Origin of the sequence: Bartonella sp. AP58NXGY, assembly GCF_042195785.1 — a bacterium.
Lineage (GTDB): Bacteria > Pseudomonadota > Alphaproteobacteria > Rhizobiales > Rhizobiaceae > Bartonella.
In genome coordinates this window covers 208,615-225,831 of the sequence record NZ_JBHIOY010000003.1, presented here as the reverse complement: position 1 = coordinate 225,831, position 17,217 = coordinate 208,615, and the positions used below count along the sequence as shown (strand labels likewise).

The 17,217-nt window shown below is 38.0% G+C and carries 16 protein-coding genes and 1 pseudogene; 10 read left to right on the top strand and 7 right to left on the bottom strand.

Going from position 1 to position 17,217, the window contains the following annotated elements; all coding sequences use genetic code 11:
* Positions 1-10 precede the first annotated feature (10 nt).
* The 7 genes from gmk to ACFINC_RS03565 form a co-directional block, all read right to left on the bottom strand.
* Positions 11-688, bottom strand: coding sequence for a guanylate kinase (gene gmk, locus ACFINC_RS03595; protein WP_375616135.1), 678 nt, complete (start codon positions 686-688; stop codon positions 11-13).
* Positions 689-979: 291 nt separating this feature from the next.
* Positions 980-2,089 (bottom strand): endolytic transglycosylase MltG, encoded by a 1,110-nt coding sequence (gene mltG, locus ACFINC_RS03590; protein ID WP_375616134.1) that lies wholly within the window; start codon positions 2,087-2,089, stop codon positions 980-982.
* 96 nt (positions 2,090-2,185) lie between these two features.
* Positions 2,186-3,448: a beta-ketoacyl-ACP synthase II gene (gene fabF, locus ACFINC_RS03585; RefSeq protein WP_375616133.1), complete on the bottom strand. Its 1,263-nt coding sequence runs from the start codon at positions 3,446-3,448 to the stop codon at positions 2,186-2,188.
* 101 nt (positions 3,449-3,549) lie between these two features.
* Complete coding sequence (locus tag ACFINC_RS03580) at positions 3,550-3,786, bottom strand: acyl carrier protein (RefSeq protein ID WP_183193698.1); 237 nt, start codon at positions 3,784-3,786, stop codon at positions 3,550-3,552.
* A 262-nt stretch (positions 3,787-4,048) separates the two neighbouring features.
* Positions 4,049-4,786 carry a 3-oxoacyl-[acyl-carrier-protein] reductase gene (gene fabG, locus ACFINC_RS03575; RefSeq protein WP_375616132.1) on the bottom strand — a complete coding sequence of 246 codons (738 nt, stop codon included), beginning with the start codon at positions 4,784-4,786 and terminating at the stop codon, positions 4,049-4,051.
* A 16-nt stretch (positions 4,787-4,802) separates the two neighbouring features.
* Complete coding sequence (gene fabD / locus ACFINC_RS03570; RefSeq protein WP_375616131.1) at positions 4,803-5,747, bottom strand: ACP S-malonyltransferase; 945 nt, start codon at positions 5,745-5,747, stop codon at positions 4,803-4,805.
* A 76-nt stretch (positions 5,748-5,823) separates the two neighbouring features.
* Positions 5,824-6,411: an undecaprenyl-diphosphatase gene (locus ACFINC_RS03565; protein WP_375616130.1), complete on the bottom strand. Its 588-nt coding sequence runs from the start codon at positions 6,409-6,411 to the stop codon at positions 5,824-5,826.
* A 346-nt stretch (positions 6,412-6,757) separates the two neighbouring features.
* Between ACFINC_RS03565 and rpsF the strand changes: the two genes are divergently transcribed.
* The 10 genes and pseudogenes from rpsF to ACFINC_RS03515 all read left to right on the top strand — a co-directional run bounded on the left by rpsF (position 6,758) and on the right by ACFINC_RS03515 (position 17,202).
* A complete protein-coding gene (rpsF, locus tag ACFINC_RS03560; protein ID WP_375606290.1) occupies positions 6,758-7,165 on the top strand; it encodes a 30S ribosomal protein S6 in 408 nt (135 codons plus the stop codon).
* Positions 7,165-7,413, top strand: a complete 249-nt coding sequence (rpsR, locus tag ACFINC_RS03555; protein ID WP_375607832.1) for a 30S ribosomal protein S18 — start codon at positions 7,165-7,167, stop codon at positions 7,411-7,413. Before rpsF ends, rpsR begins: the two co-directional genes overlap by 1 nt.
* A 152-nt stretch (positions 7,414-7,565) precedes the next feature.
* Positions 7,566-8,546: a hypothetical protein gene (locus ACFINC_RS03550; protein ID WP_375616129.1), complete on the top strand. Its 981-nt coding sequence runs from the start codon at positions 7,566-7,568 to the stop codon at positions 8,544-8,546.
* Between the two features lie 25 nt (positions 8,547-8,571).
* Complete coding sequence (gene rplI, locus ACFINC_RS03545; RefSeq protein WP_375616128.1) at positions 8,572-9,168, top strand: 50S ribosomal protein L9; 597 nt, start codon at positions 8,572-8,574, stop codon at positions 9,166-9,168.
* A gap of 589 nt (positions 9,169-9,757) precedes the next feature.
* On the top strand, positions 9,758-11,248 hold the full coding sequence (locus tag ACFINC_RS03540; protein ID WP_375616127.1) for a replicative DNA helicase: 1,491 nt from the start codon (positions 9,758-9,760) through the stop codon (positions 11,246-11,248).
* Positions 11,249-11,785: 537 nt separating this feature from the next.
* Positions 11,786-12,775: pseudogene (locus ACFINC_RS03535) on the top strand (DnaB-like helicase C-terminal domain-containing protein); the annotation flags it as partial.
* Between the two features lie 6 nt (positions 12,776-12,781).
* Positions 12,782-14,197, top strand: coding sequence for a DNA repair protein RadA (gene radA, locus ACFINC_RS03530; RefSeq protein ID WP_375616126.1), 1,416 nt, complete (start codon positions 12,782-12,784; stop codon positions 14,195-14,197).
* 102 nt (positions 14,198-14,299) lie between these two features.
* On the top strand, positions 14,300-14,881 hold the full coding sequence (locus ACFINC_RS03525) for a CvpA family protein (RefSeq protein WP_375616125.1): 582 nt from the start codon (positions 14,300-14,302) through the stop codon (positions 14,879-14,881).
* A 78-nt stretch (positions 14,882-14,959) separates the two neighbouring features.
* Positions 14,960-16,450 carry an amidophosphoribosyltransferase gene (purF, locus tag ACFINC_RS03520; protein ID WP_375616169.1) on the top strand — a complete coding sequence of 497 codons (1,491 nt, stop codon included), beginning with the start codon at positions 14,960-14,962 and terminating at the stop codon, positions 16,448-16,450.
* 2 nt (positions 16,451-16,452) lie between these two features.
* Positions 16,453-17,202 carry an SDR family NAD(P)-dependent oxidoreductase gene (locus ACFINC_RS03515; protein WP_375616168.1) on the top strand — a complete coding sequence of 250 codons (750 nt, stop codon included), beginning with the start codon at positions 16,453-16,455 and terminating at the stop codon, positions 17,200-17,202.
* Positions 17,203-17,217: the final 15 nt, after the last annotated feature.

Here is a 17,217-nt window from a genome sequence, read left to right as displayed (position 1 = left end):
GCATTCTTTTTTAAGAAAGGCATTTATCGATCTTTTCAGCAATAAGCCCATCAACAAAAGAGGCAAGATAAGAACAGCGCTCGCGTTTTGTGGTTTCAGCTAAATAAATCGACTTAATAAAAGATAAAGATTGATCTAAATCTTCGTTAATCACAACATAATCATAAGAATGCCAATGCTTCAATTCCGTTCGTGCATTTTCCAATCGTAAATTGATGATATCTTGACTATCTTCGGCTCGACGATGTAAACGCGAAACAAGCTCTTTCATTGATGGTGGAAGAATAAAAACAGATACAGTGTCTCCTAGCATTTTTTTTTGCAGCTGCTTGGTACCCTGATAATCAATATCAAATAGCATATCACGGCCAGTATTCAATGCTTTTTCAACAGTTTCACGTAAAGTGCCATAATAATTCCCGTGAACTTCTGCCCATTCAATCAATTCATCTCTATCACGCTTATATTCAAACTCTTCCTTTGAAATAAAGTGATAATGGAGTCCATCCACTTCACTGGGACGCCTCTTCCTTGTAGTTACACTTACGGAAAGCTCTAATTGTCCATCTTTTAGAAGTAATCGAGAAATTGTTGATTTACCAGCGCCTGAAGGTGAAGAGAGAATAAATAAAAAACCGCGGCGTTGATTTGTTTTTATGGCACTGAATTTACTTTCAAAGGCTGTCATCACACCACTCTACTTTGTTCATAAATTTTTCTTCAAAATTCAAATAATACATTACCTCAATGTTTCTCCCAACCAATGGTATTTGCTTTAGCAGCTAGACCTCAATCTTATCCTGTTCTTCCATTAAAATAATTTATTAGCAGTATATTTACTTCTTTCTTAAATATTTTTATCCATATGCTAACCTCTCTTGTAGCATACAAGAAAATGATTTTTATAATTCTTATAAAAAATTTTACTATACTTTGGATTTTCATTTTACGATGCAAACAGATACATTATCATTATAAATTAATTTCTCGCCTTAAATTCTCGCCACTTACGAACATTCATATTATGTTCCTCTAAGGTTCGAGAAAAAACATGCCCACCTGAACCATCAGCAACAAAATAAAGTGCATCACTGCTTGGTGGATGTGCCACCGCTTTCAAAGAATCTCGACCTGGATTTGCAATAGCTGTTGGAGGCAAACCATTAATTTTATAAGTATTATAGGGTGTTTCCTTCTCAAGATCTGAACGATAAATTGCACGACCGGATGGTTTTCCTTTTCCTCCAAAGAGACCATAAATTACTGTTGGATCAGATTGAAGACGCATATGCTTTGTAAGGCGATTATAAAATACTGCAGCAACCATTGGTCTTTCTGCTGCAATTCCCGTTTCTTTCTCAACAATTGAGGCTAATATAACAAATTCATCAATCGATTTAATGGGTAAATCAGGTGAACGCGTAGCCCATATAGCATGAATTAATTTTGTCTGTCCTTCACGCAATCTGTTTACAATCTCTTTACGCGTTGTCCCCCGAATAAAGCGAACAGTATCCGTCATTAAATAGCCCTCTGGAGGCAAATTTTTTGGAAGGTCTCCAATCAAAATTTCATTCGCAGCTAATCGATCGAAAACTTGCTGAACCGTTAAACCTTCTGGTACGGTAAATGCATACTCAATGGATTTTCCTTTCACAAGAATATCCATAATATCCTGCATCGAAGCATGTGCCGGAATTAAATATTCTCCAGCCTTCAGGTGCGTTGTTTTTTGGTGATAACCGACCCCATAAACAAAAATATCCGATGATCGAATGAAACCACGTTTTTCTAACATTGAAGCAATTTCACGAATTCCTGTGCCCGGATGGATAAGAATGACTTGTTCTTCCTCAATTTTTCCCTTTTCTTCAAAAATACTTTTTCCAATATAAAGAGGAATACTTATGCCAAAAAGTATAACCACAATCAGCATGAGAAAAAAATGGCCGAGAACAACCAATGGATTACGTACGATAGATGATTTCTTTCGCTTTTTATGTGCTAACATGTCACGACTATCTGCTAAATGATTCGAAAAGGAATCACTTATGTCCTTTAGTGATTTTTCATTTTTCACGTCGGACATAAACCCTCAATAGCGATTAAATACAATATTATTACTTCTCATTCACCTTATAATAAAGTAAAAAACTCAGAATAAGAAATTAAATGAAAATACTTATTACCCTCTAAAACGTCGCATTACCAAAGATGCATTTGTTCCACCGAATCCAAAAGAATTGGAAAGAACCGTGTCAATCTTTCGTTCACGCGGTTTGTATGGGACAAGATCAATTTTCGTTTCAATCGATGGATTGTCAAGATTAAGTGTCGCTGGAGCTATATTATCTCGGATGGCTAAAACACAAAAAATAGCTTCAGCAGCACCGGCAGCACCAAGTAAATGCCCGATAGATGACTTCGTTGATGACATAGAAATTTGTGATGCATAATTCCCTAAAACACGTTCAACAGCTGCTAGCTCTATGGAATCTGCCATCGTTGATGTACCATGAGCATTAATATAATCAAGTTCATTCACATTCACTTGTGCACGCTTAAGAGCAGCCATCATACTACGCTGCGCACCTTCACCACTTTCTGAAGGCGCTGTAATGTGGTAAGCATCACCGGATAAACCATAGCCAATAACCTCAGCATAAATACGTGCCCCTCGTTTTTTTGCATGTTCCAGCTCCTCTAAAACAACAACCGCCGCACCTTCCCCCATCACAAAACCATCACGATCTGCATCATAAGGACGTGACGCTCGTTCAGGATCATCATTGCGACAAGTAGAAAGAGCTCTACAAGCAGAAAAACCTGCAAGGGATATCCGATTTATCGGAGATTCTGCTCCCCCTGCGACCATGACATCCGCATCACCGAACATAATCAAACGTGCTGCATCACCAATCGCATGGGCTCCTGTCGAACAAGCTGTTACAACTGAATGATTAGGACCACGTAAACCATATTGAATAGACACATAACCAGAAGCAAGATTAATCAAACGACCCGGAATAAAAAAAGGAGAAAGACGACGGGGACCTTTATCACGAAGCGTATAACCAGCTTCAACAATGCCCTCAATTCCCCCTATCCCCGAACCAATTAATACACCTGTACAAATCTGATCTTCATCACTCTTAGGAAACCATTCGGCATCCGTAAGCGCTTGGTTAGCAGCAGCCATTGCATAAACAATAAATGCATCAACCTTACGTTGCTCTTTAGGTTCCATATACAAATCAGCATTATAGGACCCCTCTTTTCCATCCCCTAAGGGGATACGCGCCGCAATCTGGCATGGCAAATCTGACACATCAAATTCAGTGATACGTCGAACACCACTTCTTCCTTCAAGAAGCCGTTTCCAACTATATTCAACATTACCGGCTAATGGAGATACCAATCCTAAACCAGTAACAACAACACGTCTCATAACTTCTAACCTTGCACTAAACTTCACCTCTTAAAGCTCTTTTTTCAAAAGAGCTTCGAAGAATACAGGCAAAAGCAATTTACGCCTTTGCCCTTTAGTCATCATGCAGAAGCTTTATCAATGAACTTGACTGCATCACCAACAGTGAAAATCGTTTCCGCAACTTCATCTGGGATTTCTACACCAAACTCTTCTTCAAAAGCCATAACGAGTTCAACCGTATCAAGGCTATCAGCCCCTAAATCATCGATAAAGCTTGCATTTTCTACGACTTTATCAGCATTAACCCCAAGATGTTCCACAATAATTTTCTTAACGCGCTCTACTGTATCACTCATGTTGAAATCCTCGAATTTATATTTTCCTATAATTTGGTTAACTATATCGGCTCATCTAATCAAGCAATAGATGCATTACTTTAAAAGATTTTAGCAATAATTTAAAACATCCTGTGGATATCCCCTACAAAATGAACCAATCTGACATTCCGACATCAATTGATCAACGACCATTTTAAAGAAATCGATATATCTTTCCATTTCAATCGCTACTATCTAAAATAATATAGCTTATAAATCAATGTGGAATACAAGAAAATACTTAAATCATTGCCATTCCACCATTGATATGGAGTGTTTGACCTGTCATATAGGCCGCTTCATCGCTCGCTAAATAAATAGCTGCAGCGGCTATTTCTTGTCCACTCCCCATACGCTTCATTGGAATCGCAGCCATGATATGTTCTTTTTGCTTTTCGTTAAGCTTATCTGTCATTGCAGATTTAATAAATCCTGGAGCAATACAATTGACAGTGATGTTTCGTGAAGCAATTTCTTGTGCTAATGCTTTAGTAAAACCTATCAAGCCTGCTTTTGCAGCACAATAATTTGTTTGTCCAGGATTTCCCACAACACCAACAATAGATGTGATGTTAATAATCCTGCCATAACGGCGACGCATCATAGAATGTGTTAATTCACGCGTCAAAAGAGAAGCAGCTGTTAGGTTAACTTCTAAAACATTATCCCAGTCTTTATCTTGCATACGCACAAAAAGACCATCTCTGGTGATTCCCGCATTGTTAACCAAAATATCGACACCATTCATTTCTCTTTCTGCAACTTCAGCCAACTGTTTAATCGATTGGCGTTCAGAAAGATTAGCGGGAAAGACAAAAACATTCTGTCCTAATTCTGCCGCCACTTCTCTAAGCTTCTCTTCACGTGTTCCATGAAGTCCAACAATGGCTCCTTGTGCATGGAAGCAACGTGCTATGGCCTCACCAATTCCTCCTGATGCCCCCGTTACAAGAGCCTTACGTCCTGTTAATTTAAACATTTTTAACTCCTACAGATTAAACGCCAAGCATTCCTAGCGCTGATTCTATTTCATCAACTGTTCCAATTGTTACCCCCTTTATATTTCTGTTAATACGACGCGTTAAACCTGTTAATACTTTTCCAGAACCAACTTCAAAAAGCGTATCAATCCCATTAGCAGCAATCCATTCTATTGTTTCACGCCATCGCACCCTCCCAGTCACTTGTTCAACAAGAAGAGTAGCAATACGTTCTGGATCACTTTCTGGGGCAACAGAAACATTGGCAATCAAGGGAACAATAGGGGGCATTTTGTTAACAGTCAAAAGCGCTTTCTTCATGGCATCAGCCGCAGGCTGCATTAAAGACGAATGAAAAGGTGCAGAAACCGGAAGAAGAAGTGCACGTTTTGCACCTTTTGTTGATGCAATCTTTACCGCTGTCTCAATTGCTTTTGCTTGACCTGAAATAACAATTTGCCCACCACCATTATCATTGGCAATCTGGCATAGCCCTTCTCCAGAAACATTCTGGCAAATTTCTTCCACAACTTGCTCTTCCAAACCGATAAGTGCTGCCATAGAACCTTCACCAACCGCAACAGCAGCCTGCATGGCATTGCCACGAATACGCAAAAGCCTTGCCGTATCTGTGAGACTAAACGTACCAACAGCACAAAGCGCTGAATATTCGCCTAAAGAATGACCGGCAACAAACTTTACTTTTTTTTCTATATGAAGCCCTAATTGTTCCATTACACGAATGACAGCTATGGATACAGCCATTAATGCTGGTTGTGCATTTGCTGTTAAGGTTAAAACATCTGCTGGTCCTTCAAAAATGATCTCTGATAATTTCTCACCCAGCGCATCATCAACTTCCTCGAAAACCATCCGCGCCGCAACAAATTGCTCTGTAAGCGCTTTCCCCATACCAACGATTTGGCTCCCCTGCCCTGGAAAAATAAAAGCTGCACCCATTAATCAACTCCTAAATTGTGCAATTAAATTATTTTCTTTTGACCTTATTCATCTGCACAAATCAAGACAAAGTCCTTTATTTAGAACGAATATCTCTCTTAAAATTATATTTTAAGGGCGGAATTTGATATAAAAACTTAGGAAAATAGGGTGCTATAAACTGAATAACACTCAAACTTATAAGACTTCCTAAAACTATACCTGCTAAAATATCAAAAGGATAATGTACACCCACAAAGATGCGCGCCCAACAGATTAAGAATAAAAACACCACAGCAAATCTAAAAGCCACTTTGTATCGGTAAAAATAAAAGTTAGCTGTATAAGATGCAATGGTCAAGGCATGATTACTAGGAAAAGAAGCTGTTGCACGATGTTGAATCAAGGGTGTTGTCAGCCCTACAACGAATGGGCGTGGATGAAAGTAAAAAAGAGAAATAAGATAGCCTATGAAAAGAGAAGTACAAATGCTCATGCAAATGCTTAGCACGACACATCGTTCCCTTTCTCTACCACAAAACCACAACGCAAAAAGATGAATAGGAATGATGTAAATTAAAAACTTTGCACAAAAAATACTAAACAAAACTAAAATCGACCAAGATTGATGATTGCCAACAAACATTTCAAAGAGTGAAACATCAATCTGGTTTAAAAAGTCCATTTTTCTCTCCTTATTTTTATAGTGTTACAGAACTATCTCTTTGTAGAAGAGGGAAATATATTGAAAATATATCAAGATTTAATAAATCAATTTTTTTATGTGCGTAAACTTGCTATTTTTAAAGATAACCTGTAGATATGGAGTGTTCGTTGCCGGACCTTTAGCTGGAGGTTGAACGGAGGGCTGTGAAATCAGTAGGAAATACAATGTTTCCGACCTCCCGTGTCTCTGCTCTGAGATGTCTCGAATTGTAAACGCGTCCTTTCTTCTTTGGATTTCCAAAAAAGACAAGTCGCAGAGGCTTTGCGCTAAAACCGGTGAAATTTAATTGAAGAAAGGCAAAACAATGGCTCTTTATGAACATATGTTCCTTGCCCGACAAGACATTGCACCGCAACAAGTTGATGAACTTTTGAGTCTCTACAAAGGTGTCATTGAAGCGCAGGGTGGAAAAGTTGGGCGTGTAGAAAATTGGGGACTTCGTCCTCTTGCTTACCGTATTCGAAAAAACCGTAAGGCTTATTATGTATTGGTTAATATTGATGCACCAGCTACAGCAATTGCTGAAATGGAGCGTCAGATGCGCATCAATGAGGATGTTTTGCGTTACATGACCATTCGTGTAGAAAAACATGAAAAAGAAAAATCTGCTATGCTCTCACATCTTGATCGCAATAGCCACATTGGTCATGATGAGGAGCGTTCTCGTTCCCCGCGTCGTCAACGTGAAAATGCTATAGAAGGGGTAGAATGATGACTGATACTAATCAAAACTCTGCACGTCGCCCCTTTCATCGCCGTCGCAAAACATGTCCTTTTTCAGGAATTAATGCACCAAAAATTGATTATAAAGATATCAAATTGTTACAACGTTATATCTCTGAACGTGGAAAAATTGTTCCTTCACGGATTACAGCTGTTAGTCAAAAAAGACAGCGTGAATTAGCTAACGCTATCAAACGCGCTCGTTTTTTGGGCTTGCTTCCATATGTTATAAAGTAAACTATCAATACATTCTAGCAACTGGAGAATCTCTCCGGTTGCTCTTCTTGTATGATTTAGAAAAATGGCTTATTGTGTATTAGATTGAGCTGTAAAATATCAAAGTTGGGGTATTGATATACCTCTAACTGCAGAAAGCAGGACAGCAATAAATGAAAAAAAATCGTACTTATAAGATATTAACCGGCGTTTTGGCGGGATTATTTGCTGTTGTTGTAGGAATGTCCATCATCAGCGTTGCAAATATCGCGCCCTCTTTTTCTCTTTTTCTTGGCTGCTTTCTCTCATTGCCAATTTTTATTGTTGCGTTCGGTCAAGGAACATTTGCCAGCTTTGTTGCCTTAATAAGTGCTACTGTTGTTCTTGTCGTAACCGCTGATATCTATATTGCTCTTGGTCTTATGTTGTTATCTTTTCTTCCTGCTGTTTATGCCTCTTGGCTTCTTGGACTTGCACGACCAGCGCAAAAAGAAAACACACTGATATGGTACCCATTATCATCCGTTATTTTTCATTTAACCAACTTTATTGCTCTGATAGTAACCTTCATTGGACTCTATGTAAAATCCCGTCCAGACACCCCTCTCATTGCAAAAACAATCACTGAAAATATCGTACAAACCCTACAACAATCGCAGTCATTAAAAGAAGTTAATATCCTTACTGTTAGTGATTTTTTAATGGCGCATGCTGCAACCTTAGCAGCTATCGCTCTGACAGTTTATAGTTTGATTTTTCTCATTGGTAATCTTTATTTTTCAATGATAATAGCCCAATATATGAAGTGGCTGAAAAGACCTCGCGATGATTGGAGCAAAATGCTTCGCCTTCCAATTTCTGGAATTGTCATTTTCATTGTTGTTTCCATCGCGTCAATGGTTGAATTAAGCACTTCTCTTAATTTGGGTACACGTGTCTTTAGCTCTGCTTATACTGTCATTATATCAATTAGCGGTCTAGCATATCTTCACAATATTACAAAAGGGGTAAACGGTCGTATTATTATACTTTCTCTTGTTTATATTGCTATTTTAACTGTTGTTTTTTCTCCACCTATTTCTTTCATGATGCTTTTGATGGGTATTTGGGCTGCTATTCAATACAACATTCAATCACGTAAAAAACTTCATTAAATTTATTTGTTCGAAAGGAAAAACTATGGATATTATTCTACTTGAGCGCATTCCTCGTCTTGGTCAGATGGGTGATATTGTCTCAGTGAAAGATGGTTATGCACGTAATTTTCTCTTGCCTCAAGGGAAAGCTTTACGCGCAAATGAAGCCAATAAAAAACATTTTGAGATACAACGTGCACAACTTGAAGCACGTAATCTTGAACGCAAAAGCGAAGCGCAAAAAATTGCTGAAAAACTTGATGGACAATCATTCATTGTTGTTCGTTCTGCTGGTGAAACAGGACAACTTTATGGTTCTGTGTCAACACGTGATATTGCTGAAATCATAACAGATGAAGGCTTTTCTATTGGAAGAAATCAAATAGAACTTAATCATCCAATAAAAATGATCGGTCTTCACACTATCACTCTTAGCTTACATCCAGAGGTTCAAATTTCTGTGATTATTAACGTTGCGCGTTCCACCAGTGAAGCACAACGCCAAGCAGAAGGTGAAACTCTCACTTCGGCTAAAGAAATATATAATATTCAAGAAGAATTATTAGAAGAAAGTCAGGAAGAATTATTGGCAGAGGAAATTAATGACAACGATATAAATAATCCTCATCAAGAAGCTTAATTACTATTTTTGCTCTCTGTTTTGTGTTTTTATTCCATTTAATATTGATCATAAAATACTCACTTCTTAAAACTGAGTATTTTATGACTGTTATACATAAAGAATCTAATTTTTATGAAAAAATTATAGGCATGTTATATAAAGACATTGCATGCTAGAAATGATTATATCAATCAGAGTAAATGCTCCTTATTTTCCAATATAGAAGCAAAAATGATTTAAAGTTCTACCCTTAAGGATAAAATTTACATGAGTGGTAAGTTGATTATATCCTTACATTATCTGAAATAATTTCAATTATAGAAAAGTCATTCTACTTACACCTATATTGGAGTTTTAAGATTACGTAGCTTAAAAATACTTAAATTGAGAATATCAAAACGACCACTTAAAGAATCACATATTAAAAATTAAAACATAAGAAATAGATATTACTCATGCACTCATGATAAATGAGCCATTCAAAGGGAGTTTCAAAAATTATATGCTTTTAACTTAAAATGAAGATTTGTAGCTCTATTCTTTTACTATACGGCTTTCAATTTATCGCCTAAAGTAGCTAAACTTGGAATTTTAGTGGAAAAATATTATGGAAGAAACTAGTGTTGTTAATGTCAGCTCTTCAAAAAAAGAAGATTCCCCTTCTTTTCGACAACTTCCGCATAATATTGAAGCTGAACAAGCATTGCTTGGTGCCATCTTTATCAACAATGATTCTCTTGACCGCGTTTCAGATTTTCTAAAACCAGAACATTTTTTTGAACCATTGCATCAAAAAATTTATCATGTTTTATCTCACCTTATTAAAACAGGAAAACTTGTAGATCCAGTTACAATCAAGCCCTATATTCAAATGGAAGAAAAAATTGGAGATATTACCGTATACCAATATGTTGTTCGCTTAGCCACTGAGGCAGTCACTATTATTAACGCTGAAGATTATGGACGCGTCATTTACGATCTTTTTATCCGCCGGTCTTTGATTAACCTTGGAACTCAAGTTGTCAATACAGCCTTTGATGCTCCTGTAGAACTTACGCCTACCCAACAAATTGAAACTGTTGAAAATCAGTTATTTGAGCTAGCAGAAAAAGGGAAATATGGAGGTGGATTTGAAAATTTTAATGAGGCTATTAAAAAAGCACTCGATATGGCAAGTGCTGCAAAAAAGCGCTCTTCACAATTATCAGGGATAGCCACCCATATTAAAACACTTGATGAAAAAATGGGAGGATTACAACCATCCGACTTAATTATCCTTGCGGGCCGACCTGGTATGGGTAAAACCTCACTGGCTACCAATATTGCCTTTAATATTGCCAATGCTTATAATCATAATGGCAATATCCAAGAAAATGAAGGCGGCATTGTAGGATTCTTCTCACTTGAAATGTCCTCTGAACAGCTTGCAACACGTATTATTTCTGAACAAACAGAAGTCTCTTCTTCTGATATTCGACGTGGTAATATTTCAGATGAACAATTTTCAAAAATTATTCGTGCGGTGAACCAGCTCCAAAAGGCACCGCTTTATATCGATCAAACTGGGGGAATATCAATTACGCAATTAGCTGCCCGTGCACGGCGTCTCAAGCGGCAACATGGTTTGGATATTTTAATTATCGATTATATCCAACTCATGACAAGTAAATCAAAACGTTCATCTGAAAACCGTGTTCAAGAGATTACAGAAATTACGACAGGACTCAAAGCCTTAGCTAAAGAATTGAATATTCCTATTATTGCTCTGTCACAACTTTCACGCCAAGTCGAAAATAGAACAGATAAACGTCCACAACTTTCAGATTTACGTGAATCTGGTTCTATTGAGCAAGATGCCGATATCGTTCTGTTTGTCTATCGTGAAGAATATTATTTCAAAAATGAAGAGCCCAAATTAGGCACTTTGGAACATCAAAAATGGCAAGATGAAATGGATAAAATTATGGGAAAAGCTGATGTTATTGTTGCAAAACAACGTCATGGACCAACAGGAATCGTGTCTCTTGCCTTTCAATCTGACTTCACACGCTTTAGTGATTTGGCTGATAGCAATTATCTTCCAGAGCAAATTGGCTAAACCACCATGGCACGCAACCGTATTCAATTTATCTGTCAAATTGCGGAACCATCCATTCTCGTTGGGCAGGAAAATGGATGATTTTGGCCGTCATTATTTGCTATCTAAAAAGCTCTTGAAAAATATTAATCTTAATAATATGAGAAGATCATACATCTTTTAGCGTTGCAAGTAGGATACATATATCCAAAATCTATAGCTAATCTAAATCTTTCTATATTGTTCCTTCTTTTAAAAAACTCCTTCTCACAAGACACTCATTTTCTTGTTTTTAAATTCAAAAATAATTGCTGATGTTGCGCAAGACTGGCTATTATGTAAAATATCAGAAAATTTCCTCTTTATAGGACAATCTCTAACCTTTTAACAAAAATATTTTCTAATCTATCTGAAAAATTACCCTAATTACCGCAATATAAAAAAACAAGCAGTGTTTTAAATACTACAGCACAGAGAAAATTCTATAACATGCAAAATATTCTTGATATAAAACTGCATAAAAACTGATATATAACAAAAGGAAAATGTATAATTATGCTAGAAAAAAAAGAAGACTGCGATAGTGGATTTGACAGTCTTGATGAAGCTATTAAAAGAGTTATTGATATAGCAGATGCTGCAAAAAAGCGCTCTTCGCAAATATCAGGGATAGCGACTCATATTCAAACACTTGATGAAAAAATGGGAGGATTACAACCATCCGATTTAATTATCCTTGCGGGGCGCCCTGGTATGGGTAAAACTTCACTTGCTACCAATATTGCCTTTAATATTGCCAATGCTTATAATCATAATGGTAATATCCAAGAAAATGAAGGCGGCGTTGTAGGGTTCTTCTCACTTGAAATGTCCTCAGAGCAGCTTGCAACACGTATTATTTCTGAACAAACGGAAGTCTCTTCTTCTGATATTCGACGTGGTAATATTTCAGATGAACAATTTTCAAAAATTATTCGTACGGTAAATCAGCTCCAAAAGGCACCCCTTTATATTGATCAAACTGGAGGAATATCAGTTTCACAACTGGCTGCCCGTGCTCGGCGTTTCAAGCAAAAACATGGTTTGGATGTCTTAATTATTGATTATATCCAACTCATGACAAGTGATTTAAAATACACATCTGAATACCGTATTCAAGAGATCACTGCAAAATTAAAAGCATTAGCTAAAGAATTAAATATCCCTATTATTGCTCTTTCACAACTTTCACATCAAGTTGAAAACAGAATAGATAAACGCCCAAAACTTTTAGATTTAGGTGGATTTGGTTCTATTGAGCAAGATGCCGACATCGTTTTATTTGTCTATCGTGAAGAATATTATCTCAAAAATGAAGAACCCCAATTAGGCACTTTGGAACATCAAAAATGGCAAGATGAAATGGAGAAAATTATGGGAAAAGCTGATGTTATTTTTGCAAAACAACGTCATGGACCGACAGGAATCGTATCTCTTGCCTTTCAGTCTTCTTTCACACGATTCAGTGACCTAGAAGATATTGATTATCTTCCAGAGAAAATTGGCTAAACCATCATGGCACGCAACCGTATTCAATTTATCTGTCAAAATTGCGGAACCATCCATTCTCGTTGGGCAGGGAAATGTAGCGCCTGTGGGGAATGGAATTCTCTTGTTGAAGAAAATATAAATGGCGGCATAGGAAGTGGTCCTAAGCAGAATACGCGTAAAGGACGCATCGTTTCCCTTACATCTCTTTCTGGAGATATCCAAGATGCTCCACGTATTCATTCTGGTATTGCAGAACTTGATCGTGTTACCGGTGGGGGCTTTGTCCGTGGATCAGCACTCCTTGTTGGTGGTGATCCAGGTATTGGAAAATCAACATTACTAACACAAACAGCTGCTGCTTTATCCCGCAAAGGACATCATGTCATCTATGTCTCAGGTGAAGAGGCTATTGCGCAAATTTGTCTGCGTGCACAGAGGCTTGGAGCGAACAATACAGAAGTAAAACTTGCTGCTGAAACCAACGTAGAAGATATTCTGGCAACCTTAAGCGAACATAAAAACCTTGATATGGTGATTATCGATTCGATTCAAACTCTATGGTCAGATACAGCAGATTCAGCACCTGGCACTGTCACACAAGTGCGTATTGGCGCTCAAGCAATGATCCGCTTTGCCAAGAAAACAGGAGCTGCTGTTGTTCTTGTTGGTCATGTTACAAAAGATGGGCAAATTGCTGGTCCTCGAGTCGTTGAACATATGGTTGATGGCGTTCTCTATTTTGAGGGTGAAGGTGGACATCATTATCGCATTCTTAGAACTGTAAAAAATCGCTTCGGGCCAACAGATGAAATTGGTGTCTTTGAAATGTCTGATAAAGGATTACGCGAAGTGATAAATCCATCCGAATTGTTCTTAGGAGAACGTAATGAAAAAGCACCAGGCGCTGCTGTTTTCGCCGGCATGGAAGGAACACGCCCGATACTCGTAGAAATTCAAGCGCTTGTTGCTCCTTCTTCCCTTGGGACACCAAGACGTGCAGTTGTCGGATGGGATGGAAATCGTCTTTCTATGATTCTTGCTGTTTTAGAAGCCCATTGTGGCATTCGTTTTGGACAGCATGATGTCTATCTGAACGTGGCAGGTGGATATCGCATATCAGAACCCGCTGCTGATTTAGCTGTAGCCGCCGCTTTGGTATCCTCTCTTGCCAATATTCCTTTGCCAACAAATTATGTATATTTTGGTGAAGTCAGTCTTTCAGGAGCTACCCGCGCTGTTGCACATTCAGCACAACGCATCAATGAAGCAAAAAAACTTGGCTTTCAGGGAGCATTTCATCCCACAACAACAACCGAAATGATGAAGTCGCTCAATTTTCAACAAAAAACTTTCTCCGACCTGCCCGAACTTGTTGCCGCCCTTACCGCAAGTAAAAACGGCCTGCACCACAGGCAAAGTAATATAGAAAAAAATATATAAAATACAAAATATCCTTGCTATAAGAACAAAAAATGGCATAACAAAAAATATATTTGCATACTGACTTAAAAGAACACAACTTTATTTATAAGGAACAAACAAATGATCATAACAATCCTTGATGGAATTGTCGTAATAATCATCCTGTTGTCCGCTTTTCTTGCTATGCTTCGAGGATTTTCACGTGAAGTGTTATCATTGATTTCTTGGGCAGTTGCAGCTGTTACGACACTTTTTTTATACAAGCCTGTCTTACCTTTCTTTGAACAATATCTCTCTAATAAAATGATTGCATTGGTCACAACATTGATCACAATTTTTATTATTGTTCTTATTATTACGTCAATTATTACAATGAAAATCTCCGATTTTATTATTGATAGTCGAATTGGTATCCTTGACCGTGCTATTGGTTTTATTTTTGGAGCACTTCGTGGTTTACTTATCATGGTTATCGGTATGTTGCTGGTTAATGCACTGATTAAACCCGAGCACCAAGCGAACTGGTTAAAAAATGCGAAAACAAGACCTATTTTAGATTCACTAGGACAAAAAGTTTGGGAAATACTCCCAAAAGATATTGGATCTATTCTCGAAAAGGCAGAAAATTTATTTGAAGACAGGGATAAATATACGCATGAGAAACAATCTCATGAAAAGATGATTTTAAAAAATAAAGAATAGCTTTTCATGAAGAAAGAAAACTAAATGATATAAAATGTGATATTAATGATTCCTCTATATCACAGCTGAAAGAATATGATGATAAAAAGCGATATTTCCTGTCAGAAATTTTCATTAGACGATGATACTCTTCATGAAGAATGTGGGGTTTTTGGTATTCTTGGGCATGAAGATGCAGCAACATTAACGGCTCTTGGACTCCATGCACTGCAGCACCGCGGGCAGGAAGCAGCCGGTATTGTTTCCTACCATAATAAAATGTTTCACCAAGAAAAGCATTTAGGTCTTATTGGTGATCACTATACAAACCCTGCAACACTTGCACGTTTACCAGGAAATCGTGCTATTGGACATACCCGTTATTCAACAACTGGAGAAGTAGCATTACGCAATGTTCAACCGCTTTTTGCTGAATTAAAAGCGGGAGGTATTGCTATTGCTCATAATGGTAACCTTACCAATGGTCTTACATTGCGCCGTGAACTCATCGCTTCTGGTGCCATCTGTCAATCAACATCAGATTCAGAAGTTTTTCTCCATCTTATTGCCCGCTCACGTTATGAATCATCCTCTGATCGTTTTGTTGATGCGATTCGGCAAGTAGAAGGTGGCTATGCTATGTTAGCGCTCACACGTACAAAGCTTATCGCTGCACGCGATCCAACAGGAATTAGACCCCTCGTGATGGGGGAACTTGATGGTAAGCCTATCTTTTGTTCTGAAACTTGTGCACTGGATATTATTGGAGCAAAATATGTCCGTGATGTTAAAAATGGTGAAATTATCATATGTGAAATACAAAAAAATGGCGAAATTACTAAAAAAATTATAAAACCAGAAAATGAAAAACCAGAAAAACTTTGCTTGTTTGAATATGTTTATTTTGCCCGTCCTGACTCAATCGTTGGAGGGCGTAGTGTTTACACAACACGCAAAAATATGGGGATTCGTTTAGCACAGGAAGCTCCTTGTAAGGGTGATGTTGTGGTCCCTGTTCCTGATGGAGGAACACCCGCTGCAATCGGCTATGCACAAGAAATTGGAATTCCCTTTGAGCTTGGTATTATTCGTAATCATTATGTTGGCCGTACTTTTATCGAACCAACACAACAAATTCGCGCTTTTGGCGTCAAGTTAAAGCATTCTGCAAACCGTCCTGTTATTGAGGGAAAACGCGTTATTTTGGTTGATGACTCTATTGTCCGTGGAACAACGTCCCTCAAAATTGTGCGAATGCTCCGCGATGCCGGAGCAAAAGAAGTGCATATGCGCATTTCTAGTCCTATGATTTTCTATCCGGATTTTTATGGCATTGATACACCTAAAGTTGAAAGTCTTTTAGCAAATCAATATCCAGATTTAAAATCTATGTGTGATTTTATTGGAGCAGATTCATTAGAATTTCTTTCAACGGATGGATTGTATCTTGCTGTAGCAGGGGAAAAACGAAATAACACTGATCCACAATTTACTGATCATTATTTTACTGGATATTACCCTACTCATCTGGTTGATCAAGAAAACCTCTCCAAAATTCATCAATCATCTGTTCTTAAAACAAAAGATTAATGATAGCAAAATATGACTTTAGTCTCCATGGGCGTGTTGCACTTGTTACGGGTGCCTCAAGAGGGATTGGCTATTATTTGGCACTTGAGCTTGCTGCACGCGGCGCTCATATTATTGCTCTTGCACGAACAGTCAGTGGACTTACTGAATTGGATAATCAAATCCGAGAAAAAGGTGCCCATGCAACCCTTGTTCCACTTGACTTGCATCATATGGAAAACATCGATGCTCTTGCTATCTCAATTGCCAAACGCTGGAAAAAACTCGATATTATCGTTGCTAATGCAGGAATCCTTGGAACACTTTCACCAATAGCGCATATAGAAAATACGGTATTTGAAGATGTTTTTCAAATAAACCTTATCAGCCAATGGCGCTTAATGAAAGCCGTTGAGCCTTTATTACGTGAATCTGATGCTGGACGAGCCATCCTATTATCCTCAAGCGTTGCACACGTTGCACGCCCTTTCTGGGGAGCTTATGCCGCTTCTAAAGCTGCTTTAGAGATGATTGCCCGCTGTTGGGCAGAAGAACTTAAACAAACTCCTATTAAGATTAATTGTGTCAACCCTGGTGCCACACGAACTGCCATGCGCGCTGAAGCTATGCCTGGTGAAGATCCACAAACCCTTCCTTCACCACAAGAGGTTGCAAAAAAAATAATCCATTTGCTGTCGCCTGATTTAAAGGAAACTGGAAAACTCTTTAATGTCCGTAAAAATCGGTTTGTAGATTATCATATACCTGATTGATCACATCTGAGAGGT